This is a genomic window from Mycobacterium sp. RTGN4 (assembly GCF_033804635.1).
In the GTDB taxonomy this organism is placed as follows: Bacteria; Actinomycetota; Actinomycetes; order Mycobacteriales; family Mycobacteriaceae; genus Mycobacterium.
In genome coordinates this window covers 278,303-304,980 of sequence record NZ_JAPZLB010000003.1, presented here as the reverse complement: position 1 = coordinate 304,980, position 26,678 = coordinate 278,303, and the positions used below count along the sequence as shown (strand labels likewise).

Here is a 26,678-nt window from a genome sequence, read left to right as displayed (position 1 = left end):
GTCAGCTAGCAGGCGAGGCCTTCTCGGTCGTGAGCTAGCCTGCCGAACGTTCCGACGTGATGGGCAGCAGGCGCAGCGCCGCCGGTGCCGACGCCGGCACCACGGGATGTTCGGGCGCGATGGGCGCAAGCCGCTTGTAGGGCTGGTCCTGGGCGGGCCGCTGATCGTCTTGGTTCTTGTTGGGCCACAGCGCCGCTGCACGCTCGGCCTGCGCGGTGATCGACAGCGACGGATTGACACCGAGGTTCGCAGAGATGGCCGCGCCGTCCATCACCGAAAGCGTCGGATATCCGTGTACCCGCTGGTAGGGATCGATGACGCCGTGCTCGGGACTCTCCGCGATCGCGGCGCCGCCGAGGAAGTGCGCGGTCAGCGGAATGTTGAACAACTCGCCCCAGGTGCCGCCGGCCACGCCGTCGATCTTCTCGGCGATGCGCCGGGTGACCTCGTTGCCTGCCGGGATCCAGGTGGGATTCGGCTCGCCATGGCCCTGCTTGCTGTCCAACATGCGGAAGCCCAGCTTGGTCTTCCGGGTGAAGGTGGTGATCGAGTTGTCCAGGTTCTGCATGACCAACGCGATCACGGTGCGCTCACTCCACCGTCGCGGGTTGAGCAGTCGCAGCGTGCCCTTCGGATCGGCCTGTCCGTTCTGGAGCAGCTGCTTCCAGCGCGGCACATCGGTGCCCTGAGGTCCGGCACCGTCGGTCATCAACGTCTGCAGGAGCCCCATCGCGTTGGAGCCCTTGCCATATCGCACGGGTTCGACGTGAGTGTCGCTGGTCGGGTGAATCGACGACGTGATGGCCACGCCGTGGGTCAGGTCCAGGTCGTCGGACACCGCCAACCGACCCGCGCCGACGATCGATTCCGAGTTGGTCCTGGTCAGCAGGCCGAGTCGGTCGGACAGCTTCGGAAGCTTGCCCGCGTCGCGCATCTTGAACAGCAGCTTCTGCGTGCCGTAGGTGCCTGCCGCCAGGACCACGTGGCGCGCGGTGAACGTCTTCTTCCGCCGGCGTAGCTTGCTGCCGGTGCGGGCGGTGCGGACCTCCCACAGCCCGTCGGCGCGCTGCTCGAAGCTCTTGACCATGGTGAGCGGATGTACCTGCGCGCCAGCTGATTCCGCCAACCCCAAGTAGTTCTTCAGCAGCGTGTTCTTGGCGCCGAACCGGCAGCCCGTCATGCACGCACCACACTCCAGGCAGCCCGTGCGCTCCGGACCCGCGCCGCCGAAGTACGGGTCGGCAACAGTCTTGCCCGGCGTCTTCTCGCCGTCGGGGCCGAAGAACACTCCGACGGGGGTGGGGACGAACGTGTCGCCGACGCCCATGTCCTCGGCGACTTCCTTCAGGATCCGGTCGGCGTCGGTGAACGTCGGGTTGGTGACGACGCCCAGCATTCGCGTGGCCTGGTCGTAGAACGGCATCAGCTCAGCGCGCCAGTCGGTGATGCCCTTCCACTGCGGGTCGTTGAAGAACGGGTCGGGCGGTACGTACAGCGTGTTGGCGTAGTTCAGCGAGCCGCCACCCACGCCCGCGCCTGCCAGGATCATCACGTTGCGCAGCAAGTGGATTCGCTGGATTCCGTACATCCCGAACTGCGGTGCCCACAGGAACTTCCGCAGGTTCCAGGACGTCTTCGCGAAGTCGCGGTCCTCGTAGCGACGACCCGCCTCGAGCACGCCGACGCGGTAGCCCTTCTCGGTGAGCCGCAGTGCGCTGACGCTGCCCCCGAAACCCGAGCCGATGATCAGGACGTCGTAGTCAGGCTCCATCAAGCAATTATGAACTTACCGCCCGGTAACAAGCTAGAGAGGCAAGCCTAAGTTCCCCGCCGGTCGTGACGGCCGTGGTGCAGATCTCGACGCGTCAGTAGCCGACGGTCAGGCCGACCTTCTGGAATTCCTTGAGATCGCAATAACCCGCCTTCGCCATCGACCGGCGCAACCCACCGACCAGGTTCAGCGACCCGAAGGGATCGTCCGACGGGCCGCTCAGCACCTGATCGAGCGAGGGCCGTTCCCCGAGCGCGATCTGCAGCAGGGCACCGCGAGGCAGCGACGGGTGCGCGGCCGCCGACGGCCAGAACCAGCCGTCGCCCATCGCCTCCGCAGCCAATGCCAGCGGTGTGCCCAAAACGACCGCGTCGGCACCGCACGCGATGGCCTTGGCCAGCTCGCCGGACGTGTGGATATCGCCATCGGCCAGCACGTGGACGTAACGACCGCCGGTCTCGTCGAGGTACTCGCGCCGCGCCGCGGCCGCATCGGCGATCGCGGTGGCCATCGGCACGCTGATGCCGAGCACCTCGTCGCTGGTGGTGACGCCGGATGTCGAGCCGTACCCGACGATGACGCCCGCCGCTCCGGTTCGCATCAGGTGCAGGGCGGTGCGGTGGTCGAGCACGCCACCGGCGACCACCGGAATGTCTAGCTCGGAGATGAACGTCTTGAGGTTGAGCGGCTCGATGTCCTGCGCGACCCGCTCGGCGGAGATGATGGTGCCCTGAATGACCAGCAAGTCGATGCCCGCCGCCACCAGCGCGGGTGTCAGAGCCTGCGCGTTCTGTGGGCTCACCCGGACCGCGGTGGTGACGCCGGCTTCGCGAATGCGCGCGACGGCCGCACCCAGCAATTCGGGATCCAGTGGCGCCGAGTGCAACTGCTGCAACAGCCGGATGGCGGTGGACTGCTCGGGCTCCTTCTCGGCGGCCTCGATGACCTGAGCGATCTTCGACTCGACGTCGGCGTGCCTACCGATGAGCCCTTCGCCGTTGAGCACGCCGAGCCCGCCGAGCTTGCCGAGTTCGATGGCGAACTCGGGTGAGACCAGCGCATCGGTCGGATGGGCGATGACGGGGATCTCGAAGCGGTAGGCATCGAGCTGCCAGGCCGTCGATACGTCCTGCGACGACCTCGTGCGCCGCGACGGGACGATGTTGATGTCGGAGAGTTCGTAAGTGCGGCGGGCGGTTCGGCCCATGCCGATTTCGACCATGTCACGCATGCGGTTTGTCCCTAACGCGTGTAGTAGTTGGGCGCTTCGGCGGTCATCGTGATGTCGTGCGGATGGCTCTCCTTGAGCCCGGCCGCGGTGATCTGCACGAATTGCGCCTGCTGGAGGTGCTCGATGGTGGCCGATCCGGTGTAGCCCATCGCCGCGCGCAGACCGCCGGTCAGTTGATGGATCACCGTAGACAGCGGGCCACGGAACGGCACCCGGCCTTCGATGCCCTCAGGCACCAGCTTGTCCTCGGAGAGCACGTCGTCCTGGAAGTAGCGGTCCTTCGAGTAACTCTTGGCGGCGCCGCGCCCTTGCATCGCACCCAGCGAACCCATGCCTCGGTAACTCTTGAACTGCTTGCCGTTGACGAAGATCAGCTCGCCCGGCGCCTCCGCGGTGCCGGCCAACAGCGAGCCCAGCATGGCCGTCGACGCGCCTGCGGCCAGCGCCTTGGCGATGTCGCCGGAGTACTGCAGCCCGCCGTCTGCGATCACCGGGACCCCGGACGGCGCGCACGCTGCGACGGCTTCGAGGATCGCCGTGATCTGCGGGGCGCCGACACCGGCCACCACGCGCGTCGTGCAAATCGACCCTGGTCCGACTCCGACCTTGACCGCGTCGGCCCCGGCCTCCACCAGCGCGGCTGCGGCGGCGCGGGTGGCGACGTTGCCGCCGATGACGTCGACGCGTCCGGCCGCCATCGCCTTGACCCAGGAGACCATTTCCAGCACGCCACGGTTGTGCGCGTGGGCAGTGTCGACGACGAGCACGTCCACACCCGCGTCGACCAGCGTCATCGCCCGCTCACGCGCGTCGCCACCGACGCCGACCGCGGCACCGACGAGCAGTCGGCCGTCGCTGTCCTTGGTGGCAAGCGGGAACTGTTCGGTCTTGACGAAGTCCTTGACGGTGATGAGGCCGGTCAGCCTGCCGTGCCCGTCGACGATCGGCAGCTTCTCGATCTTGTGGCGGCGCAACAGCCCCAATGCGGCTTCGGCGGACACGCCCTCCTGCGCGGTGATGAGCGGCGTCTTCGTCATCACCTCCGCGACGGGCTTGTTCATGTCGACTTCGAAGCGCATGTCCCGGTTGGTGATGATCCCAACAAGCTGGCCGCCCGCATCGACCACGGGAAGGCCGGAGATGCGGAAGCGCGCACACATCGCGTCGACCTCGGCGAGCGTGTTGTCGGGTGAACACGTCACGGGGTCGGTGACCATGCCAGCCTCCGACCGCTTGACGGTCTCGACCTGGCCGGCCTGCTCGGACACCGGAAGATTGCGGTGCAACACGCCCATGCCGCCGGCGCGCGCGATGGCGATGGCCATCCGCGACTCGGTGACGGTGTCCATCGCCGAGCTCACCAACGGCACCTTCAGCCGGATCCGCTTGGTGAGTTGACTGGACGTGTCGGCGTTGGCCGGGACCACGTCGGAGGCAGCCGGCAGCAACAAGACGTCATCGAAGGTCAATCCGAGCATCGCGACCTTGGTCGGATCGTCGCCGCCGGTGGGCACGGGAACGGCGATGGGAAGGCTGCTTTCAGCGATCGACATGGGCGGGGCCTCCAGTAGGGGCGGTACGTAGAGACGTAAACATCCATCTTATCTGGACGCATCCCATTGGCTGGTTGCCCCGCGCCATTCGACGTCGGCGCAACGGCGTGGACCGCTGGCGCGATACGGCAGGCCTTGCGTAGGGTGGAGCCGTGCGCGACCACCTGCCGCCGGGTTTGCCTCCCGACCCGTTCGCCGATGACCCGTGTGATCCATCGGCGGCGCTGGATGCGCTTGAGCCGGGCCAGCCGCTAGACCCCCAGGAGCGGGTCGCCGTCGAGGCCGATCTGGCCGACTTGGCCGTCTATGAAGCTCTTTTGGCTCACAAGGGAATTCGCGGCCTGGTGGTGTGCTGCGACGAATGCCAGCAAGACCACTATCACGACTGGGACATGTTGCGGGCCAACCTGCTGCAGTTGCTGGTGGACGGCACGGTCCGGCCCCATGAGCCCGCATATGACCCGGAACCCGAGGCCTACGTGACCTGGGATTACTGCCGCGGGTACGCCGATGCATCGCTGAACGAGGCGACGTCGGAATCCGACGGATATCGCTGAAGGCGCAAATCGCCTAGTGCGGCGGCATGACCGTCGTCGCCGGAACGCCCTGCTCATCCCCACCTGACCGCTTCGGCGCTTCTGGCGCGCGCGACGGCTCCACCGGCTCAATTGGCGCGACCGACTGACCCACCCCAGACGAGCCTCCCGCAGCCGGCGAAGCGGGCTCCGGGTTGGGCGCAAGCCGGGGTTGCGAGGCAGGCGCCTGGCTGGCGGGTGACGACGGCGGCAAAGCCGCTGCCGGCGCAGGCACTACGGGCGTTACTGGCGTGACCGATGTCACTTCGGCAGGCTGCTGCGGAACCGACGACGGACTGCTCGGCGGGGACGTTGGCGGGCTGCTGGGCGGCGACGACGCCGCGCTACTCGGGCTACTGGGCGACGACGACGGCGAGCTACTGGGACTACTCGAAGACGGCGTACTACTCGAACTACTCGGCGACGACGACGGACTGCTCGGCGTCGACGACGGTGAACCCGGCTCGCCCGCGGGCCCCGGGGATTCCGAAGCGGGCGGCGGCGCAATCAGCAAGGTCTCCGAGCCTGGTGTATCCGACGAAGAGGACGTCGGAATGGACGTCGGCGTCGACGAGGTCGTCGTCGTGCTGGAGTCGACCACCACTGGCACGGGCAGCAGCGTCAGCGGCGAACTGGGCAGTACCGGCTGCGGCTGATCTGGCGGAGGCAACGTCGCCGCAGGATCCTGCTCGACGACCTTGTACGTCAGCGCGTTGAACTGCTGGGTCAGCTGTTGCTTCTGCTCGGGTGCGTCGACGGTCTGCACCTGCGTGCTCAGTGCGACGAGCTTGTCCTGGGCTTGCTGCCACTGGCCCTGATCGATCAGCTTCTGAACCTGCATCATCTCGGTCTGCGCCGAGAGCACCACCTGGTCGTCGCGCGAAGCCTCCTGGCCGAACATCGTGGTCCGCATGCCGTACAGCGAGTCGCCGGGACCGGCGCTGTACACGGCCGCGCCGAATCCACCGATGCAGAGCACAGCGGCAGCAACCGACCCGACGAGAGCGAACGACGAACGGCTGCGCCCATTGCCTCGCGCGCCATCGAGCGCTGCGGCGGCGTCGCGGGTGGTCAGCTGCACCGTGGCCGGTGGCTCGCGGACCTCGTCACGCCAGTCCGCAAACAGGAAGGCGAGCTCGGCCTCGGCGTGGTCGGTCGAATAGGCGGTCTCGTTGGAGGCGAGCGCGTCGAAGAATCGATCCACCCGATTGATCTCGTTGAGCGAAGGGTCTCCACCGTTGGAGGTCCAGCGACCAAAATCAGGCATCGCCATCCCTCCTTCCGGTTAGCTCGGCCTTCAGTTTCGTCAGTGCGCGGTGCTGCGCTACGCGCACAGCGCCCGGGGTGCTCCCGACCGCCTCAGCGGTCTCCTCGGCGCTCAGTCCGACCACCACGCGCAGCAGGACGATCTCGCGTTGCTTCTCGGGCAACGTCGCCAAGAGCCTGTCCATGCGGGCTGCCGCGTCGGAGTCCAACGCCAACTGCTCTGGGCCCGGCCCCGGCGAGGCCCGGTCCGGAAGCGAGTCGGTGGCGTCGGAGTGGTTTCGCCCCATGGCGCGAAATGCGTCGGCCACCTTGTGCGCGGCGATGCCGTATACAAAGGCCAGGAACGGTCGTCCCTGATCTTTGTAGCGCGGCAGCGCCGTGATGGCGGCCAAGCACACCTCCTGAGCAACGTCGTCCGCTGACAAACCACTTCGCTCCGCACTTCCGATCTTTCCCCGGCAATACCGGAGCACGATCGGCCGGATGGTTTGCAGCACCTCCTGGAGGGCAGCTCGATCGCCTGACACTGCTCTAGCAACGACATCATCGAGACCGTCTCCCGAAATTGTCATCGTGCGCAGCATCTCCAGCGTTACGGATGGGGCGATTCTCAGCTGATGGGTCAGCTAAAGACTAGTGATCCCGCGGTGGCAGGTGGGATCAGCGATTCGACCACACGCCGCCTCGATCATGCACAGCGGCAGCACAATCGTCGCGTACGGCAACGATCTGGGACCGCCCGCGCGACCCGCTCCCGACGTCGGCGAGCAGGCACGCCAAGGCCCAGGTCAGCGGGACCAGGCCATACCCCTCGGCAGCGTCGAGGGCGGTATCCGCGACGCGTCGGGACCGGTCGGGCTCGCCCGCGCAGCACAACGCAGCGGCCAACACGACGTCGGACTTGACGGCGTGTCGCACTGAATCAAGGGCCCCGGCAAGGTCTACCGCGCGCTCGGCGTGTCCAACCGCCGCGGCCCCGTCGCCGGTCGCCATCGCAAGCTCGGCGCTGACCCACGCCAGGCGTACCGGCAACCGGGCCGAGGCGCCCGCGTCGACCACTTGCCTCGCGCGGGCCAACAACCGAGCGGACAGCGGGAACCGACCAACACCGAGCGCGTCGGCGGCCAATCCGATCAAGGCGTCGGCCCTGGCGTCCGCGTCAACCCCTGCGCGCGCGAGTGCACGCCCATCCCACGTGCGTGCGTGGGAATGCCATCCGAGCTGGCGCAGGAACGACGCCCGCGTACTCAGCGCGAGCGCTGGGAACGGTCCCCGGTCCTGCAGTCGCGCGAGCGCCTCGAGTTCGGCCGTCGCCATGGCGTACCGACCCTGGCCACCCAAGGCGACCGCGCGTAGCCAGCGCTCTTCAGCTGTCTTCGCCGAGGGCAGCGGCCAGCGGCCGGGGTCGGCCCCGAACGCCGTTTCGACCAACGTGTTCATCGAACGGCGACGCTATCAATACGGCGCGGAACACCTGCCCAAGTACCCGGTACCGGCGGGCCCGGCAACCTAAAGTGTTGCCAAGCCAACATTGGTTAACAGTTTGTGCTCACGACGTTAACGGGACATCAACTGCCTACTGAGCGCTAGAAATTCGCAATACGACACCTTTGTCACCGAACAGCGGAAACACGAATCGACATCGCACGGTTTGCGTTTCGTAATCACGCTGGTCGTTGCGGGAAGGTCGCAATGATGAACGTGATGTAAATTCTCACCCTGCTCTAATGCGCCTGAGCACACGTGCTGGCTATTGACTCCATTTCGTGAGCCCTTCTACGTTGTGTGCACGAGAAGTCATCGGCGACTGTGCTCGGATCGGTTCCACGACTCACGCGCAACCTCCGCTACCCGAAAGAGGTTGCGTAGAGAGGGGTTTTCCACATGCCACAGCCGCAGCAGCTACCCGGACCCAACGCCGACATCTGGGATTGGCAGATGGCCGGCCTTTGCCGGGGCGTTGATTCATCGATGTTCTTCCACCCTGACGGGGAGCGTGGCCGGGCCCGTGCCCAGCGAGAAATGCGCGCCAAGGAGATGTGCCGGAGTTGCCCGGTTGTCGCCCAATGTCGCTCCCATGCCCTTGCCGTCGGCGAACCGTACGGCATCTGGGGTGGGCTGTCGGAGTCCGAGCGGGAGATGTTGCTCAAGCGGGGCATCCGCCGTAGCGCCTAAATCATCCCCCTGATTCGTCCGACGATCCCCGGCCCCGGTCGGGGATCGTCGTCATTTCCGCCACGCTTCGGGAACGACGCGCCCGCACCAGCCTGAGCACTCCGTAACCGATTCCGCAGACGACGGCCAACACGCCGAACCACGGCAACAACAGACCGAAGAGCATGACGAAGTGGCCGGCCACCGACACCAGGCCGTCCCAACCCCGTTCGACCTGACCTAAGAAGCCGCTGTACTGCTGCGGTTCGGGCCCGCCGATCTGATCGGCGACGAAGTTGACGTCGACGGTGCTGTAGTCGATGCGAGCGCCGAGCTGCTCGCGTTGTGCGCGCAGGCTGTCCAAGTCCGCCTGGCGCTCCGACAGCGCACCCTCGGCCTTGATCAGCGCGTCGGGATCCTTGGCGTCGCGCATGATCGCAAGGAGCCGATCGACCGACGTCTGCAGCGCCTTCATGCGCGCGTCCAGATCGACTCGCTGCGCCGTCACGTCCTCGGATCTGGTCTCAGCCGACCGCACCGTGCCCAGCGCCTTCAGCTGCCGCATCGCTTCGTCGAGTTTCGCCGCAGGCACGCGCAACACGACCGAGGTGTTGGCCCGACCTCGACCAGACCCCGCATCCTCGGAGCGACTGTCGACGCGACCGCCGGTGTCCTCCACGATGACGGCGGCCTTGTCGGCGGCGTCCGAGGTGTTGGACACGGTGATCGTCATCGACGCGGTCTTGACCACGTCGCGCTGGGCGTTCGGCGGCTCAGCAGGCCCGAACTCGGGAGCCGGTGCGCCGATGCCGTCCTTCATGGCGGTGGCCGCTGGCGCGGGCGCAGTGTGCTCGGGCGACCCCGCCGCGCAGGCCGCCAGCAACCCCGCTACCGCAATCCCGGCCATCGCCTGCGGCAGCCATCGGCGACCCAGCCTGATCTTCATCTTCGCCAACCTAGCCATCGGCTGGGAGTTCGGCCACCAACGGCTGTGAGCCATCCTTCGCGCTGCCGCTTCGTGGCGCGGTAACGTTCGCCCGCCGTCATCGCCATCCCGAGGGACGACAGGAGCCCCGATGAACGACGTGAAACCCTTCACGCCCTCGCTTGACTGGGCGCACGCGCTAGTGGATTCGCTGCTGTGGATCGGCAGGGCCTGGGCGATCGCCGCGGCCTGCACGCTGACGGTGCTCATCATCATCGCCCGCTATACGACGTGGGGCCGCCAGTTTTGGTACGTCACCGGTGCGTACTTCGTCGGCAGGCACAGCGTCAAACCATGGCTCTCCCTGTCGGCACTGCTCTTGTCGGTGATCATCGGCGTGCGGCTGTCGGTGCTGTTCAGCTATCAGAGCAACGACTTGTACACCGCCGCCACGATCGCCGTGCAGGGGCTGGCCACCGGCAACCAGCAGGTGAAAGACTCTGGCGCCAACGGCTTTTGGTTCTCGCTGCTGACGTTCTGCGTATTGGCCGCGATTCTGGTCACCCGCGTCATGGTTGACCTCTTCATCACCCAGCGCTTCATGCTGGCCTGGCGAACGTGGCTGACCAACCGGCTCACCGGCGACTGGCTCGACGGGCGCGCCTACTACCGCGGCCGGTTCATCGACGCCATCGACAACCCCGACCAGCGCATCCAATCCGATATCGACGTGTTCACCGCCCTTTCGGGCCCGCAACCCAACACGCCACACCAAACCAGTAACGGCACACTGCCATTCGGCGCGATCTCGTCGATAGTCTCGGTCGTGTCGTTCACCGGGATTCTGTGGAATCTGTCCGGTGAGCTGTCGATGTTCGGATTCACGCTTCCGCGCGCGATGTTCTGGATCGTCTTCGGCTATGTGGCCCTCGGCAGCGTCATCGCGTTCTGGCTCGGCCGACCGTTGATCCGGTTGAGCTTCAACAACGAGAAGTTCAACGCCGCATTCCGGTACGCGTTGGTGCGGCTGCGCGATGCGGCCGAGTCGGTCGCGCTCTACCGCGGCGAGCGGGCGGAGCGCCTTCAGCTGCGGTCCCGGTTCGAGCCGGTGGTCTCCAACTACAAGCGGTTCGTGAACAAGACGATGGTGTTCACCGGATGGAACCTTTCGGTGAGCCACATCATCATTCCGCTGCCGTGGATTCTGCAGGCGCGCAGGCTCTTTGCCGGTCAGATCACCCTAGGTGACGTCACGCAGTCGGTGACGGCCTTCGGCGCCATCCAGGACGCACTGTCGTTCTTCCGCAATTCCTATGACGTGTTCGCCGGCTACCGCGCCTCCATCATCCGGTTGCACGGACTCGTCGTCGCCAACGAGCAAAGCCGCGAACTACCCGTCGTCGCCGTCTCGGCCAACACCGACGGCGCGATCGAACTCGATGACGTCGACGTCCGAAATCCCGCGGGCGAGCAGTTGATCAGCAACCTGAGCCTGCGCCTGAATCCCGGTGAGGCGATGATCATCACGGGCAAGTCCGGCACCGGAAAGTCCACATTGCTGCGCAGCCTCGCCCAGCTGTGGCCGTTTGCGTCCGGCGCCATGAGATGTCCCGCCGGTGACAACGAAACGATGTTCCTCTCGCAGCTGCCCTACGTTCCGCTCGGCGACCTGCGCACGGTGGTGTCCTATCCGCACGAGCCGGGCGATCTTCCCGACGACGTGCTGCGGGAAGCCCTGCTGGCGGTTGCGCTCCCGCGCTACGTCGACCGACTCGACGAGGAGGCCGATTGGGCCAAGGTGCTCTCGCCGGGCGAACAGCAACGCATCGCATTCGCCCGAGTGCTACTGACCAAGCCGAAGGCGGTCTTCCTCGACGAGGCCACCTCGGCGCTCGATGAGCCGCTGGAGTTCATGATCTACGGACTGGTGCGCAGGGAGCTACCGGAGACGGTGTTCGTCAGCGTCACCCATCGCAGCACGGTGAACCGGCATCACAACCAGCATCTCGAGTTGCTCGGAGACGGCCAATGGCAGCTCGGCCCGGTGGAAGGTGCCGCGGCACTGGTCTAGCTGCGAGCCAGCGCGGGCTCGACGCTTCGCGTCCCACGGCTGCGGCGGCGAGTCTGGATTGGGCGCCGCCGTACCTTCCACGAGCTCCATTCGCCCAACGTGACGCCGGCCGCGAGCGCAGTCCCCACCGCGAACGCACCCAACACCGCAGCGAACCCGACGGCGTGCTGGTCATTGAGAATCGCGTAAATCCCGTGCAGCAGCGCAAGACCCGGTAGCAGGGGCACGATGCCCGCGATCGACACGACCATGGGTGGCGCGAGATTGCGGCGTTCCATGAGCCTGCCGACCAAGCCGATCGGCACCGCGGCGGCGAACGACGCGACGACGGCACCCAGACCCCAGCCCTGCGCCAACAGAAAGACGATGGTGCCTGCCGCACCGCCGAACGCCGCTGCCACCGCTGCGGTCCGTTCGGCGTAGCAAGCCAGGGCGTAGGCGGCGGCGCTCGCGGCGCCGAACGCGACACGCGCAGGCAACTCCGCCAAGGCGGGCGGTGCCGTCGCGCCGATAGCCACGAACGGCGCGCCGAAACGGTTCGCGAGGTGCAACACCAACGCCACGCCGGCGATCGTCGCACCCGTCATCATGACCAACTCGAAGAAGCGGCCCGCAGCGGTGACGGGAGCACCGCTGATGACATCGCCGACCGAGCTCACCAGCGATAGGCCCGCGAGCAGGACGACGAGGCCGGCCGCGATGGCGACCGTCGGTTCGAAGTGCAGCCCCATCTTGGGACCGAGCCAATAGAGCACCAGCGGCGGCGCGGTCGCGATGGCACCGCCAACCGCGTACTGGAAGAAGAACGGGAGGCCCTGTTTGTTGAGCCGGCGGTTGACCCGGTCGATCGTCATGGCACTCAGCGCGCTGACCAGACAAGCCAGCAGACTGGCGCCGAGGGTTCCGGCTGTCGCGAACGCCAGGGCGCCCCAGGCCAGGGTGGCCACCCAGCGCTTGTAGGGGTGCGGTGCGGTGATGATGGCGTCCAGTTCGTCGCGAGCGTTCGTCGGCGACACCTGACCCGCGCGGATACGCGCGACCAGCCGGTCGACGGCAGCCAACCGACTGAAGTCGATCGAGCGGGACTGGACGACGTGCAACGTGCTGGCCGCGGGCGACGTGGGTCCGCAGTAGGCCGTCACGTGGATCGTCGTGCTGATGACGTCGACCTCGCAGCGCTCTACGCCGTACGCCGCGGTGATGGCCCTTACCTGCTCCATCGTGGCCATCGTCGGCGTCCCCGAAGACATCAGGATGGCGCCGATGCTCCCGGCCAGGTCAAGCACCTCGCCTACGCGCTGAAGGTAAGCCTCGTCGAGCTCCGTGCGCGTCGAGGTCGTCATCCGCGGCATGGCGTCCGTCGGGGGATCCGTTTCCCTGACGATTCGGTTCAAGATCTCGCGCTGACGTGCCCGCCACTGCTGGCCCGCAGGTTCACGGGTCAACTTCACAACACTTCCCTCCCACACGAACGACGAACTCAAGTCATGAGCTAAATGCAGTTTACTCCTGGCAACGTCGAATACCAGGGATTATGCCGTGAGGCTGAGCACACCTGACCAGTGCCGATTCAGCCGAGGCGGCTCCCCGCTGGGTCGAGGCCGAACACCTGCACGGCGGCTGACTTCCCCTTCACGGCGTGGGAGCCCCGGTCGGTCAGTCCAGGTGGCCGAGCGACGAGGGCATCGACGCACCGGTCGGTGAGGAGGATCGCGTCACCTGTGGTCTTGGTGAGCTGCTCGACACGGGCCGCGACGTTGACGGTGTCGCCGATCAAGGTGAACTCGAGCTTGCCCCCACCGCCGATGGTGCCTGCGATCACCACCCCGGTGTTGATCCCGATACCGATGCGAAGCGCGCCATCGAATCGCTCGGCGACGAGACGGTGGATCGACACTGCGGCTGCTACGGCGGCGTCGGCGTGATCCGCGAGCGCGTTCGGGGCGCCGAATACCGCCAGCGCGCCGTCGCCGAGGAACTTGTTGACATGGCCACCGGCCTCCACGACGGCTGGCACGACGATCTCGAACAAGGCGTTGAGGCGTGCGACGGTGTCCTCGGCGGTGTTCGCCTCGGCGAAGGGGGTGAAATCGCGGATGTCGACGAACATCACCGTCACCTCGCGGCGCTCCCCGGTGAACACGTCGTCACCCTGCTCGAGTAGCCGGGCGGCAAGGCCCGGGTCGACATAGGTGCCGAACGCGGCCTGAAGTCGTTGCCGCTCAGCCAAACCCGCCTGCATCCGGTTGAACGACGCCGCCAGCGCGCCGAGGTCATCGTCCTGAACCACCGGTATGCGCTGACTGTAATCACCTGCCGCGACGCGTTCGGTTCCTGCGGCGAGATCGCGAATCGGTCGCAGGGCCGGAGCGAATGTGAGGCCGACGGTAAGCGGCATTCCGAACACAACCGTCATCGCAGCCCCGACCAACAGGAAGAGCACGGGTTTCGCAGTGAACCAATCGAAGACGGTGGCCAGCATGGCGCCATGGATGGCGAATATGAACACGTTCGCAAGTAGCAGCACCGTCGATCGGGTGGCGAAGGTCGGACGTGAGCGCGGTAGGTGGTCACCGACCTCCGTGTCACCGGCGATCGCGACCCTCGCCGGCCGCGCCGTTGCTTCTCCAAGACTGTGCATCGCGGTGAGCCCGTTGGCCGCTCCCATGCCGGCACCCAGGATCCCGTACTGGATCAGCCCCGGCGCTGTCACACCCGCAATCGACGCGACGACAATCGTTACCAGGCCGCCTGAAACGGCGTTGAAGACGATCGCTCTTAAGACCGCCCCCCGAACCCAGGTGTAGGTGGCCTGCAATGCCCTCGCCCGATCAACCTGCTGGCCGGCCGCCCACTCCTGCACTAGCCGACTCCGACCCAGCCCCGGAAGCTGGATCACATACGCCAGCGCCGGGACAGCGACAACGGTGACGACGGCCGCCTCGACGTAATGACTCGAATCCTCGACGGCCACAATGAGAAACGACCAGAAGAGGTAGCCCGGCAGCGATACCGGGAGGCTGGCCAGGTAGACCGCCCACGAGTACCTGGCTCCGTGCCGATCCCATGCCCACTGGTAGATGCGGTCCATTGCGGGAGGTTAAGCGTCCCCAGCCGTAGAACTGCGGCTATTGGCACACCTAGCCGTCGAGCGGGTTGGCCTTGATGCGTTCGGCCCCATTGCTGGCGATCGATGCGGCCGCGGCACTGCCCGGCTTGCGGCTGGCCTGGTCTTCAAAGCACGCCAGGAATTCGGAGCCGAATCCTGCTCTGGGATAGTACGCCAGGATCTCCGCCCTCGCCTCCGCTGGGAACTCCTCGGGTCGCCGCCCGACGACATCCCAGCTGGTGGCGACTTGCAAGAGGTGGGACTCGGCGTCAACGGCGGGAGGGACGTCGTCGCGCATGTGCAGCACGATGATCTCCATCGCCCTGGCCGAGCGGTCAGCGGGCCAACCGGCTGCCACGCCGAACACCCACGCTAAGTCCCCGCCCGCCTCCTCGAAGGGCACTCGGTGACTGTCGAATGGGTCGGTCAGGCCGATGTCGTGAAGCAGCGCCGAGACGTAGTAGAGCTCGTCGTCGAACGAGATTCCGTGCGCCGAGGCGTAACTCGCTCCCCATAAGTACGAACGGACGCAGTGGTTGAGTAACGCGGGCGTGTAGAAGCGGGCAGCCACTGAAAGTGCAGCTGTCGCAGCGGATGTCTGAGGAAGCGTGACCATACGGCTTTCCTCTCACGTACCGACGTTCGAAACGCAGCTTTCGACAGATTGTGTGTCACCAAGCCCGAGCGGCTTACAGCTTGCGGACCTGGTAGGTGCCGTGGGTGGTGGCGACCACGACACCTGCGGTGTCGGTCAATTCCGCATCGAGCACGAACTCGGCCTTACCGATGTCTTCGGCTTCCCGCTTGAGCCGTGCGACCGTGCTCGCGTCCAACGACGCTTCGGCGCGAACATCGGTCATTGCTGGCCGGCGGTAGCGGATCTGCACGTCCTTCACGGTTGCGGTGAAGCGGGTCAGGTCGAAGTTGGCCGCGAACACCACCGCACCCAGGGCCTCCCCCAGCCCGAACAAGGTGCCCGCGTACATCGAGCCCTGATGATTGAGGTTCCCCTCCAGCGGCGCCGCACCCACGATGAGCCCGTCCCGGACCTCCACGATTCGGATTCCCAACCGGTGCATCGCCGGTATCCGCTGCTCGACCATCGTGTTGACCAGCGTCGCTACGTCCGTCGCCACACGCGCCTCCTCGACCAAAGAACATGCCTGCTGGCACGTTACCGGCCGACACCCGCGCAGCACCCAGGCGTCCTCGGTCTTGCCAGAACCAAGTAGCCGCAACGAAGTTCGCGGCTGTCGCGGCCCGACTGCTTGCGCCGCCAGGTCTAGGGGCGGATCGTGGTGGTCATGGCATGGAACCCGCGTTTGGTCACAGCGACGCTAGTCGTGGCCGGTGCCGCCGTCTTGGCCCTGACCGGTGCGCCGACCGCGGCCGCCAGTGGTGCCGACGCGACCATCGCCGATCTGCAGGCCCAGGGGTACCTCGTTCAGATCAACTGGGTCAATGGCGCCACAAAGTCCTTGTCCCAGTGCACCGTGACGGGCGTCAACAATCCGTCGAGTTCGCCACCGAAGCCAGGTGACACCGTGTACGTCGACGTCAGGTGCCCCAATCACGAGGACGACGATGGCGACGTCGGCATCGGAATCGGCATTGGCTGACTTGGTCTAGCGCGGAGGGCCGAGGATGATCTGCCCGAATCTGTCCGCCGCTTCAGCCATCCGTGAGGGTGAGATTTCGAATCCGTCCGGACGCGGTGTCGCTTTATCCCGACCGGAGTAGCGGAACATCCCTTCGATTCCCGCGGGAGTGTTGATCATGAGCAGATCCGCTTTCTTGGACGTAATGCGGTACCCGTGCGGAACATTCTTTGGCAGGAAGACGATCCCGCCTTCGGAAAGTTCCAGCTCTTGGTCGTCGTACCAGAGCAGCGCGGTCCCCTTGATCAGCATGAAGACCTCATCCTCGCGCGTGTGCTTGTGATACGGGGGCGCTTCACCCTCGCTGACATCGAAGCGACCAACCATCAACTGGCCATCCGTGGCCTTACCGTCGAGCAAGATCGCCAGCGTGCCGCCATCGAGCCATTCCAGTTGCTGCTGTTGGTGCGGTTGCGCCAGGTACGCCATGCTCATGCGTCATCCCTAATTCGCGATCGGCGGGACCAACTGAGCGACACATGTCCGATGGCGCCCGTGAGCAGAAACCTATCGCAGATGTTTGCGTTGAGGGTCGCGCATTCGTCGGCCCAACGACCGTGGATGCAGAATTCCGCACCGACCTACAGGTCAGCCAATAACGCGAAAGCACCCCCGGCCCAACAGGACCGGGGGTGCTCTTCGACTACTGCCTAGTGTGCGTGGCCGTGGCCGCCGTGGCCGTGGCCGTCGTCTGCCGGTTCGGCAGGCTTGTCCACGATTGCGGTCTCGGTGGTCAGCACCATGCGTGCCACCGACGCGGCATTGAGCACCGCGGACCGGGTGACCTTGACGGGATCGACGATGCCGTCGGCGAGCAGGTCGCCGTAGGTGAGCGTCGACGCGTTGAAGCCCTGGCCAGCCGGAAGCTCCCGCACCTTGTTCACCACGACCGAGCCGTCGAGCCCGGCGTTGGTGGCGATCCAGTACAGCGGCGAGGAAAGCGCGGCAGCGAACACGTCGACACCGATCGCCTGGTCACCCTTGAGCGATTCCTTCAGCGCCTTGAGCACCGCGCCGGCTTGCAGCAGCGCCGCGCCGCCACCGGTGACGATGCCCTCCTCGACGGCGGCCTTGGCCGCAGAAACGGCGTCCTCGACCGCTTCCTTGCGCTTCTTGAGGTCCGTCTCGGTGGCCGCGCCGACCTTGATGACGGCGACGCCGCCGGACAGCTTGGCCAGCCGCTCCTCGAGCTTCTCCCGGTCCCAGTCGGAATCGGATCCCTCGATCTCGGCACGCAGCTGAGACTTTCGGCCCTCGATCGCGTCCTTGGTGCCGCCGCCGTCGACGATGACGGTGCTGTCCTTGGTGACGACCACACGGCGCGCGGTGCCCAGCACGTCGAGGCCGACCTCACGCAGCAGCAGGCCCACGTCGGGATTGACGACCTGGCCGCCCGTAACGACGGCAAGGTCGTCCAGGAACGCCTTGCGGCGATCACCGAAGAACGGCGCCTTGACGGCAACAGCCTTGAGCGTCTTGCGGATTGCGTTGACGACCAGGGTCGAAAGGGCCTCGCCCTCGACGTCCTCGGCGATGATCAGCAGCGGCTTACCCGCCTCGGCCACCTTCTCCAACAGCGGTAGGAGGTCGGGAAGGGAGCTGATCTTCTCACGGTTGAGCAGCACCAGGGCGTCCTCGAGCACGGCTTCCTGCGCGTCGAAGTCGGTGATGAAGTAGGCCGAGGTGAAGCCCTTGTCGAATCCGACGCCCTCAGTGACCTCGAGCTCGGTGTTCAGCGTCGAGGACTCCTCGACGGTGACGACGCCATCGGTGCCGACCTTGGTCATGGCCTCACCTACGAGCGCACCGATCACTCCGTCACGCGACGACACGGTGGCGACCTGTGCGATGCCGTTCTGGTCGGTGACGGGCGTGGCGGCGGCCAAGAGTGCTTCGGATACCGCGTCGGCGGCTTTGGCGATGCCGAGGCCCAACTCGATGGGGTTGGCACCTGCCGCGACATTGCGCAGTCCAGCCTTGATGATGGCCTGCGCCAGCACCGTCGCGGTGGTGGTGCCGTCGCCTGCCACGTCGTTGGTCTTGGTGGCCACCGACTTGACCAGTTGAGCACCGAGGTTCTCGAACGGGTCTTCCAGGTCGATCTCGCGGGCGATGGTGACGCCGTCATTGGTCACCACCGGGCCGCCGTACGCCTTGGCCAGCACCACATGGCGGCCGCGCGGCCCCAGCGTTACCCGCACGGCGTCGGCGAGCTTGTCGACCCCGGCTTCCATTGCCCGGCGCGCAGTTTCGTTGTACTCGATCTGCTTGCTCATAGAGTTGCTTTCTTCGAAAAGGGGATTGAACGAGCGCCGCCCCGGACATCACCGTCGAAACGGGGATCTCCGGGGCGGAACACGAGTACTTACTTGTTGACTACGGCCAGCACGTCGCGGGCCGAGAGGATCAGGTACTCCTCGCCTTCGTACTTGATCTCGGTGCCGCCGTACTTGCTGTAGATGACGGTGTCACCTTCGGCAACGTCCAGGGGGATGCGCTTTTCGCCATCCTCGTCCCAGCGGCCTGGGCCAACTGCGACGACGGTGCCTTCCTGCGGCTTCTCCTTGGCGGTGTCGGGGATGACTAGACCTGAAGCGGTCGTCGTCTCGGCCTCGTTGGCCTGTACGAGGATCTTGTCCTCGAGTGGCTTGATGTTCACGGCCACGATGGAGCCCTCCACATTTGTTAGGGGTGCGGTCCGGGATAGTTCCCGGACCTTCACGGATTTCCAGCAGTTGTCAGGTGTTCGGCATGCGTCCTTGCCCGTTGCGCCGTCGTCGCGGGTGCCGGCACAGGGGGTTGGCCGCCTGCCACCTAGCACTCTATACACGCGAGTGCTAGCACTCAAGGGTGGGGTTGTGCCTGCCGGTAATTGAGTTATCCACAGGGCTTCGAATCGGCGGGTCGAGGCGTTCGCGCCCGCTCGTCGCCGCCGCTACGGGCCGGCGCTGACAACGCGCCGTGCGTTGACATCGGGCAGGTGTTGCGCTGCGAGTTCGTAGTCGGCGTCGTCGTGCAGGACTACCAGGCCCTGAACCGCGGCCGTGCCGCATACCAGCAGATCGACGACCGATAGGGCTCGCGCCGCACCTGCGCCTGCGAGTCGGTGCTGCGCCGAATCGATCCACCGCCACACGGATTTCGGCACGGGCACGTCTGGGTAGACGTCCCGGAACGTCTGGTTCATCTGCTCGAACTCCTGTGCATTGCATGCCGATCGACGGAACTCGGCGCGTTGCGGTTCACAGGATCCAATAGCCCCGCTCAAAAGAGGCGAGTTCCAGGCATCGGTGAGTTCCGGTTCTCGTTGAAGCCGCCAAACTGCGGAGGAATCCACGAGGAAGTAGATCAATTTCCGACGGCCTTCTCGTCGGCGCGCGCCGCGACCCAGCCCTCGTAGTCCCAGCCCTTCGCCTGCTCGCGGGACAGGGCCACCGCTTCGATGCGCCGGAACCGCTCGACATAGTCGCGCATCGCGAGGTTCACGGCTTCCTTCTTGGTGTGCACCCCGGCAATGCGCATGACTTCGGTCAGCGCCTCGTCATCTAGGTCGATCTGCGTGACCGACACGCCAGCCTCCAATGTTGGTGATGTATGAGTTGAGCATACATCACCAACATAGGAGGCTCCGACTACTCGAACTGCTTCGGATCGATCAACAGATGATCGGAGACATCCCCGATCATCTGGATGTCGACCATGCGCTCCGTGAAGTGCCAGCCCGCACCGTCGCGCGCGAACGTGTCGGCGTACCGCCCGACTACGATCGGTTGCAGCGCGACCGTTTCCGTCTGTTGAACGACGCAGAACGTCGAACGGGCGGCGGCCGCGTCGCCGTCCACGTCGACGATCGGATTGAGCACCAGGTGCCGGGTCCGCGGCGTGTTGTCGAACGCCGGGAAACGGCGGGTGGTGGCGGCGAACAGCTTGGCGATGCCGCTGGCGCCGGAGACACCCATGAAACTCCCCCGGCCCAGCAGCGTGCCCACGCCATCGAAGTCGCCGGCGTCGATCAGTTCGCCGTAGCGGTAGAGCAGTTCGGTGACGGCCAGCTTGTCCTCCCAAATGCGCGATCCGCCTCCGGCTCCTCGCTGGCCGAAGCTCACGCGACTTGGCCCTTCACCACGGGCAGACCCGGGTCGCTCGGCACGTCCAGGGGCGACGGCAGTGCCCCGGCCGCAATCAGGTGCGCGGCGAACGAGGCGATCATCGCACCATTGTCGGTGCACAGCCGCGGCTTGGGGATCCGTAAGGTCAAACCGGCTGCTGCACAGCGTGCTTCGGCGAGCTCGCGCAGGCGTGAATTGGCGGCGACGCCGCCCGCGATCAACAACGTGGACACCCCGAGGTCGGTCGCGGCCCGCACTGCCTTGAGCGTCAGTACGTCGGCGACCGCCTCCTGGAAACCCGCCGCCACGTCAGCGGTGGCCGCCTCCGGGTGCGCCTCCCAGTAGCGCGCCACCGCCGTCTTGAGTCCCGAGAAGCTGAACGCATACGGGTCGTCACGTGGGCCGGTCATCCCGCGCGGGAAGGCGATCGCCGCGCGGTCACCCGTGCGTGCCAGGTCGTCGAGCGGTTTGCCGCCCGGGTAGCCCAGCCCGAGCAGCCGCGCCACCTTGTCGTAGGCCTCCCCCGCAGCATCGTCTACCGTGCTGCCGAGTTCCTCGATCGGTTCTCCCAGCGAACGCACGTGCAGCAGGTTGGTGTGCCCGCCGGAAACCAGCAGCCCAATGCTCTCGGGCAGCGGCCCATGTTCGTAGACGTCGGCGGCCAGGTGTCCGCCTAGATGATTGACCGCATAGAACGGCACCTGCCAGGCCGCCGAATATGCCTTGGCCGCAGCGACTCCGACCAGAAGTGCACCGGCCAGACCGGGTCCGATGGTGGCCGCCACGACGTCGGGCTTGGTCACGCCGGACACCTCGAGCGCCCGCCGCATGGTGGGTCCGAGTGCCTCGAGGTGTGCGCGCGACGCGATCTCGGGGACCACGCCACCGAACCTGGCGTGCTCGTCGACACTCGAGGCAACTTCGTCGGCCAGAAGCGTAACCGTGCCGTCGGCGTTGAGCTCGCAGATGCCGACACCCGTTTCGTCGCAGGAGCTCTCGATGGCAAGGATGATCGTCATGTCGCCTCCCGGCGCATCGTATAGGCGTCGGCGCCGCTGACGCGGTAGTAGCGCTTGCGCACTCCGACCGCGGCGAAACCTACGCTCTCGTACAGGCCGATGGCCGCGTCGTTGTCGGTACGAACCTCGAGGAACACCACGCCGCCGGACGCGATGTCGAGCAGCCGATCGAGCAGCCCTCGACCAATGCCCTCACCCTGATGAGTCTTGTCCACCCCGATGGTGTGGATCTCGTACTCGTAGGGTGGCTTTCGGCCCAGCCGGGTGATGCCTGCATATCCGACGAGCACTCCGTCAATGCGGGCAGCGACGTAGTGGTTGTGCTCCGATTCAAGTTCACGGACGAATGCCGTTGCAGGCCAGGGATCGTCGCCCGGAAACAGTTGCGCTTCCAGTTCTGCGCAGCCGTCTGCGTCGCCGGCGGTCAATTCGTCGTAGCCGACGGTCACTTTCGCACCGTGCGCTCGCTCGCAGGCTTGGCGTCGGGCCTGCGCAGATACAACGGGATCAACGGGGCAGGCGCCACCGTCCAATCAACGGCCCGCACCAGCCCCGACACGGTCGGATAGGTGGGCGCGAGGCGCGGAAGGTCGAACAGGGCAACCTGTTCCGGAGCTCCCGCAACCGCATCGGCGTCGACGGGCACGTCGGCGGGGGCGTTGACGGCCGGACCGGCGACGCGCACGCCGTCGCGGTAGCGCGCCCAATAGACCTCCCGGCGCCGGGCGTCGGTCACGACCAACACCTCGCCCGTGGTGTCGCCCCCGATCGCATCGAGGCTGCAGACGCCGTGGACGGGGATGCCGAGTGCGTGCCCGTACGCGGCGGCGGTCGCCATCCCCACTCGCAGGCCCGTGAAGGGGCCAGGACCGCAGCCGATGACGACCGCACTCAGCTCCCCCATCGTCAGCCCCGCATCGGCCATGGCACCCAACACGTTCGGCGTGAGTTGCTCGGCGTGCGCGCGAGCGTCGAGCGTCACCTTCTCCCCAAGCACGTCGACCCCGGACGTGTTGCGCAGCACCACCCCTGCGGTGACGGCCGGGGTGGCGGTGTCGATCGCGAGCACGTACGACGTCATGGTCGGCTCCACCGCCAGACAGCAGTGCGCAGCTCGGTGTCGCGGGCGCGTTCGAGCCGCACGTCGAGGTGGCGCTCCGACAGCCGCTCGGCCAGGCCCTCGCCCCACTCCACGACCACCACGGCATCGTCGAGTTCGGTGTCGAGATCCAGCGAATCCAGCTCGCCGAGCACATCGACGCCTGCGTGATCGAGCAGTCGGTACATGTCCACGTGGATCATCGCCGGGGCATCGGTCTTGCGCGGCGGGTGAACGCGGGCCAAGACGAACGTCGGCGACGTCACGGGGCCGTCCACGTCCATGGCCTCGGCAATACCCTTGGCCAGCACCGTCTTTCCCGCTCCCAGCGGACCGGAGAGCACCACGACGTCACCGGCACGGAGGTCGCCGCCCAGTCGGGCACCGAGCGCAATGGTGTCGGCGGCGGTCGCCAGCTCGGCCGTGCCCTCCAGCCGTTCGGGGCGCCGCTCACCCATGGTTACGGGCCCGTTCACGCAGCCGCCGGGTCATCGCGACCAACCTTGACGGGGTAGCCCGCTCCACCAACCGCACCAGCGCGTCGTCGACGATCTCGGGCTGCTCGAGCTGCACGAGATGTCCTGCGCCGCCGACGATCAGGAGCTCGGCCTTCGGGAGCGCGTCGGCCATGTACTCAGAGCACTCCTGCGGGGTCAGCAGGTCGTGATCACCGCACACGATGAGCGTGGGCACCTTGGCCAGCGCGACCAGTCCCGCGGTCTCGTCGTGAACCTCCAGCGCGTGCAGGAATCCGACGAGCGTGGCAATCGGCGTGTCGTGCATCATCTTCTCGGAGAACGCCACAACGCTGGGGCTGACCTTCGCGTCCCCGTACGACGCCGCCCTCAACACGGGACCGATGACCGACCTGGCGGCACCGCGGGTGCGATGGACGGTCTTGGGTGCGTAGCGCGCGGCAAGGCGGGCCGCCTCCAGGGCCGGGTTCTTCAGGATCTCCCCAAGCGGCGACCGCGCCACCCCCTCAGCGGCCGAAGAGATCAACGCAGCGCCCACGATGCGAGTGGGATAGCGCTGCGGGAACTGGCGGGCATGGGACAGCACCGTCATGCCGCCCATCGAATGACCGATCAGCACGACCGGCCCGTGTGGCGCCATCACGGACAGCACGGCTTCGAGATCCTGACCGAGTTGTTCGACGGTGAACGTCTCCGGCGGGGCGTCCCCGGACTGCCCGTGGCCGCGCTGATCGTAGAAGACCATGCGCACCTGCGGCCCCCACTGCTCGGTGAGCCGTGCGCGCTGAAAGTGGAAGGCGCCCATGCGCAGACAGAATCCGTGGGAGAACACCACGGTCAGCGGCGCGTCCTCGGGTCCGACCTCGCGAACTGCCAGCGGCACGCCGTCAGAGGTGGTGACCACGTAACCGCGGTCCGCGTCGAGCAGGAGGAAGTCCTCATCGACGTAGGGATCGTCGGCGGTCACGCGGCGGGTCAACGAGCGGGCGACGGTGGTGCCGGCGAGCCCGCCGACCGCGGCGACTCCGGCCGCGCCAGCCATCCAACGCGCGTTGCGAATTCGGCCGCGGCGCCGCTGCGGTTCCTCGACGTTCAACGGTAGACCCGCCTAACTCGGCCACGTGGGCTGGTGACGACCTCGTAGTTGATGGTGCCGAGCAACTCGGCCCAGTCCTGTGCGGTCGGCTCGCCCTGATCGCCGGGGCCGAACAGGATCGCTTCGTCGCCCTCCACGACGTCGACCGGTCCAGGGCCGAGGTCGACGACGAACTGATCCATGCAGACGCGGCCGACGCTGGATCGACGGCGTCCGTTGATCAGCACATCGATGCGTCCACCAAGGCTGCGGTAGAGGCCGTCGGCATAACCGATCGGCAGCAGCGCAACGCTGGTGTCGCGGTCGGCGATCCAGGTGTGACCATAGGAAACACCGTCACCCGCCTTGAGCGAATGGACCCGAACGACGGTGCATTTCAACGTCATCGCCGGGACCAGCCCCATGTCCCCCAGCGCTGGGATCGGCGTCTGCCCGTACACCGCGATTCCAGGCCGGACCATGTCGTACGCGAGGTCCGGACGGGTCATCGCCGCGGGCGAGTTGCTCAGGTGCGCCACTTCGAACTCGACGCCAGCATCGCGGGCCTGCGCCCGGAAGTCCGAGAACCGTTGGGCTTGAAGGTCATTCACCGGGCTGCCCGGATCGTCACCGCAAGCGAGGTGGGACATGATGCCGCGCAACCGGATGGCATCGTCGGCGGCGGCCTGGCGCAGCGCGGTCAGCAGGGCGGGAAACTCGGGGGCGCCGGCGCCGTTGCGGTTCAGGCCGGTGTCCACCTTGACCGTGACGACGGCCGTGCGACCAGTGCGGTGCACCGCGTCGAGCACCTCCCCAAGTTGGCGCACCGAGGACACGCCTAACTGCACCTCGGCGGCCAATGCCGGCGCGAAGTCGGTCCCTGGCGCATGCAGCCAACACAGCAGCGGCGCGGTGATTCCGCCCGCGCGCACCGCCAGCGCTTCGTCGAGCGTCGCGACGCCCAGTTCGGAGGCCCCCGCTGCGATCGCGGCCCGCCCCACCTGGGCTGCTCCGTGCCCGTATCCGTCGGCCTTCACCACAGCCATGACCTGGGCCGATCCCGCACGTTCCTTGAGCAGCCGCACGTTGTGGGCGATGGCGCCGAGGTCAACCACCGCCTGAGCGGCGGGGACGGTGAGGTCAGTCGGTTGCACGGTCATTTGCTTCCGATTGTCCCAGAACGCACTGTCCAACCCGAGTTGGCTCAGTGTGCGAACGGCTGCGCCACGTCGAAGTGCCCGTTGGGCTTGAGTTCGTCGAGGCTCTTCAGCACGGTGATGAGGTCGTCCTTGAGCGCTCTGGCCAGGTCGGCGGAGAAGCCCTCCCGCACCACGATGCGCAGCACGGTGACGTTCGTCGCATCGTCGGGCATCGTGTAGGCGGGCACCTGCCAGCCGTACGCGCGTAGCGAATGCGACACGTCGAACTCCGTGTAGCCCCGGTCGCCCGTCAGCCGGAAGGCGATCACGGGGATAGCCGAACCGTCGGTGATGACCTCGAAGTGCTCGCTGTCGCGGAGCTGATCCCCAAGCCATCGCGCGGTCTGCGAGAGCGAGTTCATGACCTGGGTGTAGCCGCTGTGACCCAGCCGCAGGAAGTTGTAGTACTGGCCGATGACCTGGTTCCCACCCTTGGAGAAGTTCAGCGTGAACGTCGGCATGTCGCCGCCCAGGTAGTTCACCCGGAACACCAGTTCCTCGGGCAGGTACTCGGCACTGCGCCACACCACGAAACCGATGCCCGGATAGGTCAATCCGTACTTGTGCCCACTCACGTTGATGGAAACCACCCGGGGCAGCCGGAAGTCCCACTCCAGGTCGGGGTGCAGGAAGGGCACCACGAAGCCGCCACTCGCGGCGTCGACGTGCACCGGCACGTCCACTCCGCCGTCGGCCGCCAGCTTGTCCAGCGCGGCACAGATTTCGGCGATCGGTTCGAGCTCACCGGTGTAGGTGGTGCCGAGGATGGCGACCACGCCGATGGTGTCCTCGTCGACGGCCGCGAGCACCTGCTCGGACGTGATGACGTACCGGCCCTCCTCGACAGGCAGGTAGCGTGGCTCGACGTCGAAGTAGCGGCAGAACTTCTCCCACACCACCTGAACGTTGGAGCCCAGCACCAGGTTTGGCGTCCGCTTCTTCCACCCGTCACCGACTTTCGCGCGCCACCGCCAGCTCATCGCCAGCCCGCCGAGCATCACGGCCTCGCTGGAGCCGACCGTCGACACTCCGATCGCGCTGCTGGGATCGTCGTCACGTAGCCCTTCGGCGTGGAACAGATCGGCCACCATGCACACGCAGCGCTGCTCGATCGCCGCGGTGGCGGGGTATTCGTCCTTGTCGATCATGTTCTTGTCGAACGTCTCGGCCATCAGCTTCTCGGCCTCGGGGTCCATCCACGTGGTGACGAACGTCGCGAGGTTGAGTCGGGAACTGCCGTCGAGCATGAGCTCGTCGTGAATGAACCGGTATGCGGCCTCTGCTTCCATACACTCGTCGGGCATCCTCAGCGTCGGCACCGGCGCCATCGAGAACCTGCCGGTGTAGGCCGGCGAGATCGAGGAGGCTGGCTTGTGCCTTCGTGACAT

Annotated in this window: 26 protein-coding genes and 2 pseudogenes; 4 read left to right on the top strand and 24 right to left on the bottom strand. The window is 66.5% G+C overall.

From position 1 onward, the window contains the following. Positions 1-34: 34 nt before the first annotated feature. The 3 genes from SLQ30_RS08400 to guaB form a co-directional block, all read right to left on the bottom strand. On the bottom strand, positions 35-1,771 hold the full coding sequence (locus tag SLQ30_RS08400) for a GMC family oxidoreductase (RefSeq protein ID WP_319445795.1): 1,737 nt from the start codon (positions 1,769-1,771) through the stop codon (positions 35-37). A gap of 94 nt (positions 1,772-1,865) precedes the next feature. Further along, positions 1,866-2,993 carry a GuaB3 family IMP dehydrogenase-related protein gene (locus SLQ30_RS08395; protein ID WP_319446080.1) on the bottom strand — a complete coding sequence of 376 codons (1,128 nt, stop codon included), beginning with the start codon at positions 2,991-2,993 and terminating at the stop codon, positions 1,866-1,868. A gap of 20 nt (positions 2,994-3,013) precedes the next feature. Continuing rightward, entirely contained in the window at positions 3,014-4,555 is a 1,542-nt protein-coding gene (gene guaB, locus SLQ30_RS08390; RefSeq protein ID WP_319445794.1) for an IMP dehydrogenase, read from the bottom strand. Between the two features lie 152 nt (positions 4,556-4,707). On the opposite strand from guaB, the gene SLQ30_RS08385 reads away from it, so the two are divergent. Further along, complete coding sequence (locus tag SLQ30_RS08385; protein WP_319445793.1) at positions 4,708-5,112, top strand: DUF5319 domain-containing protein; 405 nt, start codon at positions 4,708-4,710, stop codon at positions 5,110-5,112. Between the two features lie 13 nt (positions 5,113-5,125). On the opposite strand, the gene SLQ30_RS08380 is transcribed toward SLQ30_RS08385, so the two are convergent. The 3 genes from SLQ30_RS08380 to SLQ30_RS08370 all read right to left on the bottom strand — a co-directional run bounded on the left by SLQ30_RS08380 (position 5,126) and on the right by SLQ30_RS08370 (position 7,836). Further along, the gene (locus tag SLQ30_RS08380; protein ID WP_319445792.1) at positions 5,126-6,397 is read right to left on the bottom strand and encodes an anti-sigma-D factor RsdA; all 1,272 of its coding nucleotides are present in this window, start codon (positions 6,395-6,397) and stop codon (positions 5,126-5,128) included. Next, on the bottom strand, positions 6,390-6,968 hold the full coding sequence (locus tag SLQ30_RS08375) for a sigma-70 family RNA polymerase sigma factor (RefSeq protein WP_319445791.1): 579 nt from the start codon (positions 6,966-6,968) through the stop codon (positions 6,390-6,392). Before SLQ30_RS08375 ends, SLQ30_RS08380 begins: the two co-directional genes overlap by 8 nt. Before the next feature lie 88 nt (positions 6,969-7,056). Then, entirely contained in the window at positions 7,057-7,836 is a 780-nt protein-coding gene (locus SLQ30_RS08370; RefSeq protein WP_319445790.1) for a hypothetical protein, read from the bottom strand. 444 nt (positions 7,837-8,280) lie between these two features. Between SLQ30_RS08370 and SLQ30_RS08365 the strand changes: the two genes are divergently transcribed. Further along, positions 8,281-8,571 (top strand): WhiB family transcriptional regulator, encoded by a 291-nt coding sequence (locus SLQ30_RS08365; RefSeq protein ID WP_319445789.1) that lies wholly within the window; start codon positions 8,281-8,283, stop codon positions 8,569-8,571. A gap of 1 nt (position 8,572) precedes the next feature. Here SLQ30_RS08365 and SLQ30_RS08360 read toward each other — a convergent pair whose 3' ends face one another. Beyond that, positions 8,573-9,370, bottom strand: a complete 798-nt coding sequence (locus tag SLQ30_RS08360; protein WP_319446079.1) for a DUF4349 domain-containing protein — start codon at positions 9,368-9,370, stop codon at positions 8,573-8,575. Positions 9,371-9,626: 256 nt separating this feature from the next. Between SLQ30_RS08360 and SLQ30_RS08355 the strand changes: the two genes are divergently transcribed. Next, positions 9,627-11,546, top strand: coding sequence for an ABC transporter ATP-binding protein/permease (locus tag SLQ30_RS08355; RefSeq protein WP_319445788.1), 1,920 nt, complete (start codon positions 9,627-9,629; stop codon positions 11,544-11,546). Here SLQ30_RS08355 and SLQ30_RS08350 read toward each other — a convergent pair. From SLQ30_RS08350 to SLQ30_RS08335, 4 genes are all read right to left on the bottom strand, one after another. Continuing rightward, positions 11,543-12,997, bottom strand: a complete 1,455-nt coding sequence (locus SLQ30_RS08350) for a threonine/serine ThrE exporter family protein (protein WP_319445787.1) — start codon at positions 12,995-12,997, stop codon at positions 11,543-11,545. The two genes, SLQ30_RS08355 and SLQ30_RS08350, sit on opposite strands and share 4 nt — an antisense overlap. 119 nt (positions 12,998-13,116) lie before the next feature. Further along, positions 13,117-14,637 (bottom strand): adenylate/guanylate cyclase domain-containing protein, encoded by a 1,521-nt coding sequence (locus SLQ30_RS08345; RefSeq protein WP_319445786.1) that lies wholly within the window; start codon positions 14,635-14,637, stop codon positions 13,117-13,119. Between the two features lie 49 nt (positions 14,638-14,686). Further along, complete coding sequence (locus SLQ30_RS08340) at positions 14,687-15,271, bottom strand: HD domain-containing protein (protein WP_319445785.1); 585 nt, start codon at positions 15,269-15,271, stop codon at positions 14,687-14,689. A gap of 73 nt (positions 15,272-15,344) precedes the next feature. Beyond that, entirely contained in the window at positions 15,345-15,791 is a 447-nt protein-coding gene (locus SLQ30_RS08335; RefSeq protein ID WP_319445784.1) for a PaaI family thioesterase, read from the bottom strand. 168 nt (positions 15,792-15,959) lie between these two features. Between SLQ30_RS08335 and SLQ30_RS08330 the strand changes: the two genes are divergently transcribed. Next, positions 15,960-16,274 (top strand): hypothetical protein, encoded by a 315-nt coding sequence (locus tag SLQ30_RS08330; RefSeq protein ID WP_319445783.1) that lies wholly within the window; start codon positions 15,960-15,962, stop codon positions 16,272-16,274. Between the two features lie 6 nt (positions 16,275-16,280). Here the strand turns inward: SLQ30_RS08330 and SLQ30_RS08325 are convergent, their stop codons facing one another. The 13 genes and pseudogenes from SLQ30_RS08325 to SLQ30_RS08265 all read right to left on the bottom strand — a co-directional run bounded on the left by SLQ30_RS08325 (position 16,281) and on the right by SLQ30_RS08265 (position 26,678). Beyond that, positions 16,281-16,748, bottom strand: coding sequence for a cupin domain-containing protein (locus SLQ30_RS08325; protein WP_319445782.1), 468 nt, complete (start codon positions 16,746-16,748; stop codon positions 16,281-16,283). A 215-nt stretch (positions 16,749-16,963) separates the two neighbouring features. After that, positions 16,964-18,589 carry a chaperonin GroEL gene (gene groL / locus SLQ30_RS08320; RefSeq protein WP_319445781.1) on the bottom strand — a complete coding sequence of 542 codons (1,626 nt, stop codon included), beginning with the start codon at positions 18,587-18,589 and terminating at the stop codon, positions 16,964-16,966. 89 nt (positions 18,590-18,678) lie between these two features. Continuing rightward, on the bottom strand, positions 18,679-18,981 hold the full coding sequence (gene groES, locus SLQ30_RS08315) for a co-chaperone GroES (RefSeq protein ID WP_108057672.1): 303 nt from the start codon (positions 18,979-18,981) through the stop codon (positions 18,679-18,681). Between the two features lie 267 nt (positions 18,982-19,248). Continuing rightward, positions 19,249-19,633 (bottom strand): annotated as a pseudogene (locus SLQ30_RS08310) (VapC toxin family PIN domain ribonuclease). A gap of 97 nt (positions 19,634-19,730) precedes the next feature. Further along, a pseudogene (locus tag SLQ30_RS08305) lies at positions 19,731-19,883 on the bottom strand (type II toxin-antitoxin system VapB family antitoxin); the annotation flags it as partial. A gap of 62 nt (positions 19,884-19,945) precedes the next feature. Then, a complete protein-coding gene (locus tag SLQ30_RS08300) occupies positions 19,946-20,419 on the bottom strand; it encodes a nuclear transport factor 2 family protein (RefSeq protein ID WP_319445780.1) in 474 nt (157 codons plus the stop codon). Continuing rightward, positions 20,416-21,441 carry a tRNA (adenosine(37)-N6)-threonylcarbamoyltransferase complex transferase subunit TsaD gene (tsaD, locus tag SLQ30_RS08295; RefSeq protein ID WP_319445779.1) on the bottom strand — a complete coding sequence of 342 codons (1,026 nt, stop codon included), beginning with the start codon at positions 21,439-21,441 and terminating at the stop codon, positions 20,416-20,418. The genes SLQ30_RS08300 and tsaD overlap by 4 nt, the downstream gene beginning before the upstream one ends. Next, positions 21,438-21,890, bottom strand: coding sequence for a ribosomal protein S18-alanine N-acetyltransferase (gene rimI, locus SLQ30_RS08290; protein WP_319445778.1), 453 nt, complete (start codon positions 21,888-21,890; stop codon positions 21,438-21,440). Before rimI ends, tsaD begins: the two co-directional genes overlap by 4 nt. Then, the gene (gene tsaB / locus SLQ30_RS08285) at positions 21,887-22,522 is read right to left on the bottom strand and encodes a tRNA (adenosine(37)-N6)-threonylcarbamoyltransferase complex dimerization subunit type 1 TsaB (RefSeq protein WP_319445777.1); all 636 of its coding nucleotides are present in this window, start codon (positions 22,520-22,522) and stop codon (positions 21,887-21,889) included. Before tsaB ends, rimI begins: the two co-directional genes overlap by 4 nt. Further along, complete coding sequence (gene tsaE / locus SLQ30_RS08280; protein ID WP_319446078.1) at positions 22,519-22,998, bottom strand: tRNA (adenosine(37)-N6)-threonylcarbamoyltransferase complex ATPase subunit type 1 TsaE; 480 nt, start codon at positions 22,996-22,998, stop codon at positions 22,519-22,521. Before tsaE ends, tsaB begins: the two co-directional genes overlap by 4 nt. Next, positions 22,991-24,058: an alpha/beta hydrolase gene (locus SLQ30_RS08275; protein ID WP_319445776.1), complete on the bottom strand. Its 1,068-nt coding sequence runs from the start codon at positions 24,056-24,058 to the stop codon at positions 22,991-22,993. Before SLQ30_RS08275 ends, tsaE begins: the two co-directional genes overlap by 8 nt. Before the next feature lie 50 nt (positions 24,059-24,108). After that, positions 24,109-25,251: an alanine racemase gene (gene alr, locus SLQ30_RS08270; RefSeq protein WP_319445775.1), complete on the bottom strand. Its 1,143-nt coding sequence runs from the start codon at positions 25,249-25,251 to the stop codon at positions 24,109-24,111. Positions 25,252-25,295: 44 nt separating this feature from the next. Next, positions 25,296-26,678: a glutamate decarboxylase gene (locus tag SLQ30_RS08265; protein WP_319445774.1), complete on the bottom strand. Its 1,383-nt coding sequence runs from the start codon at positions 26,676-26,678 to the stop codon at positions 25,296-25,298.

Excerpts from the sequence above, each read along its gene's own strand:
- SLQ30_RS08380 (WP_319445792.1), bottom strand. The coding sequence starts at position 6,397 with ATGCCTGATTTTGGTCGCTGGACCTCCAACGGTGGAGACCCTTCGCTC.
- SLQ30_RS08340 (WP_319445785.1), bottom strand. The coding sequence starts at position 15,271 with ATGGTCACGCTTCCTCAGACATCCGCTGCGACAGCTGCACTTTCAGTG.
- SLQ30_RS08370 (WP_319445790.1), bottom strand. The coding sequence starts at position 7,836 with ATGAACACGTTGGTCGAAACGGCGTTCGGGGCCGACCCCGGCCGCTGG.
- SLQ30_RS08345 (WP_319445786.1), bottom strand. The coding sequence starts at position 14,637 with ATGGACCGCATCTACCAGTGGGCATGGGATCGGCACGGAGCCAGGTAC.
- SLQ30_RS08375 (WP_319445791.1), bottom strand. The coding sequence starts at position 6,968 with ATGACAATTTCGGGAGACGGTCTCGATGATGTCGTTGCTAGAGCAGTG.
- guaB (WP_319445794.1), bottom strand. The coding sequence starts at position 4,555 with ATGTCGATCGCTGAAAGCAGCCTTCCCATCGCCGTTCCCGTGCCCACC.
- tsaD (WP_319445779.1), bottom strand. The coding sequence starts at position 21,441 with ATGACGATCATCCTTGCCATCGAGAGCTCCTGCGACGAAACGGGTGTC.
- SLQ30_RS08330 (WP_319445783.1), top strand. The coding sequence starts at position 15,960 with ATGGCATGGAACCCGCGTTTGGTCACAGCGACGCTAGTCGTGGCCGGT.
- SLQ30_RS08265 (WP_319445774.1), bottom strand. The coding sequence starts at position 26,678 with ATGTCACGAAGGCACAAGCCAGCCTCCTCGATCTCGCCGGCCTACACC.
- groL (WP_319445781.1), bottom strand. The coding sequence starts at position 18,589 with ATGAGCAAGCAGATCGAGTACAACGAAACTGCGCGCCGGGCAATGGAA.
- SLQ30_RS08355 (WP_319445788.1), top strand. The coding sequence starts at position 9,627 with ATGAACGACGTGAAACCCTTCACGCCCTCGCTTGACTGGGCGCACGCG.
- SLQ30_RS08400 (WP_319445795.1), bottom strand. The coding sequence starts at position 1,771 with ATGGAGCCTGACTACGACGTCCTGATCATCGGCTCGGGTTTCGGGGGC.
- SLQ30_RS08365 (WP_319445789.1), top strand. The coding sequence starts at position 8,281 with ATGCCACAGCCGCAGCAGCTACCCGGACCCAACGCCGACATCTGGGAT.
- SLQ30_RS08360 (WP_319446079.1), bottom strand. The coding sequence starts at position 9,370 with ATGAAGGACGGCATCGGCGCACCGGCTCCCGAGTTCGGGCCTGCTGAG.
- alr (WP_319445775.1), bottom strand. The coding sequence starts at position 25,251 with ATGACCGTGCAACCGACTGACCTCACCGTCCCCGCCGCTCAGGCGGTG.
- SLQ30_RS08275 (WP_319445776.1), bottom strand. The coding sequence starts at position 24,058 with ATGGCTGGCGCGGCCGGAGTCGCCGCGGTCGGCGGGCTCGCCGGCACC.
- SLQ30_RS08395 (WP_319446080.1), bottom strand. The coding sequence starts at position 2,993 with ATGGTCGAAATCGGCATGGGCCGAACCGCCCGCCGCACTTACGAACTC.
- tsaE (WP_319446078.1), bottom strand. The coding sequence starts at position 22,998 with ATGGGTGAGCGGCGCCCCGAACGGCTGGAGGGCACGGCCGAGCTGGCG.
- tsaB (WP_319445777.1), bottom strand. The coding sequence starts at position 22,522 with ATGACGTCGTACGTGCTCGCGATCGACACCGCCACCCCGGCCGTCACC.
- SLQ30_RS08325 (WP_319445782.1), bottom strand. The coding sequence starts at position 16,748 with ATGAGCATGGCGTACCTGGCGCAACCGCACCAACAGCAGCAACTGGAA.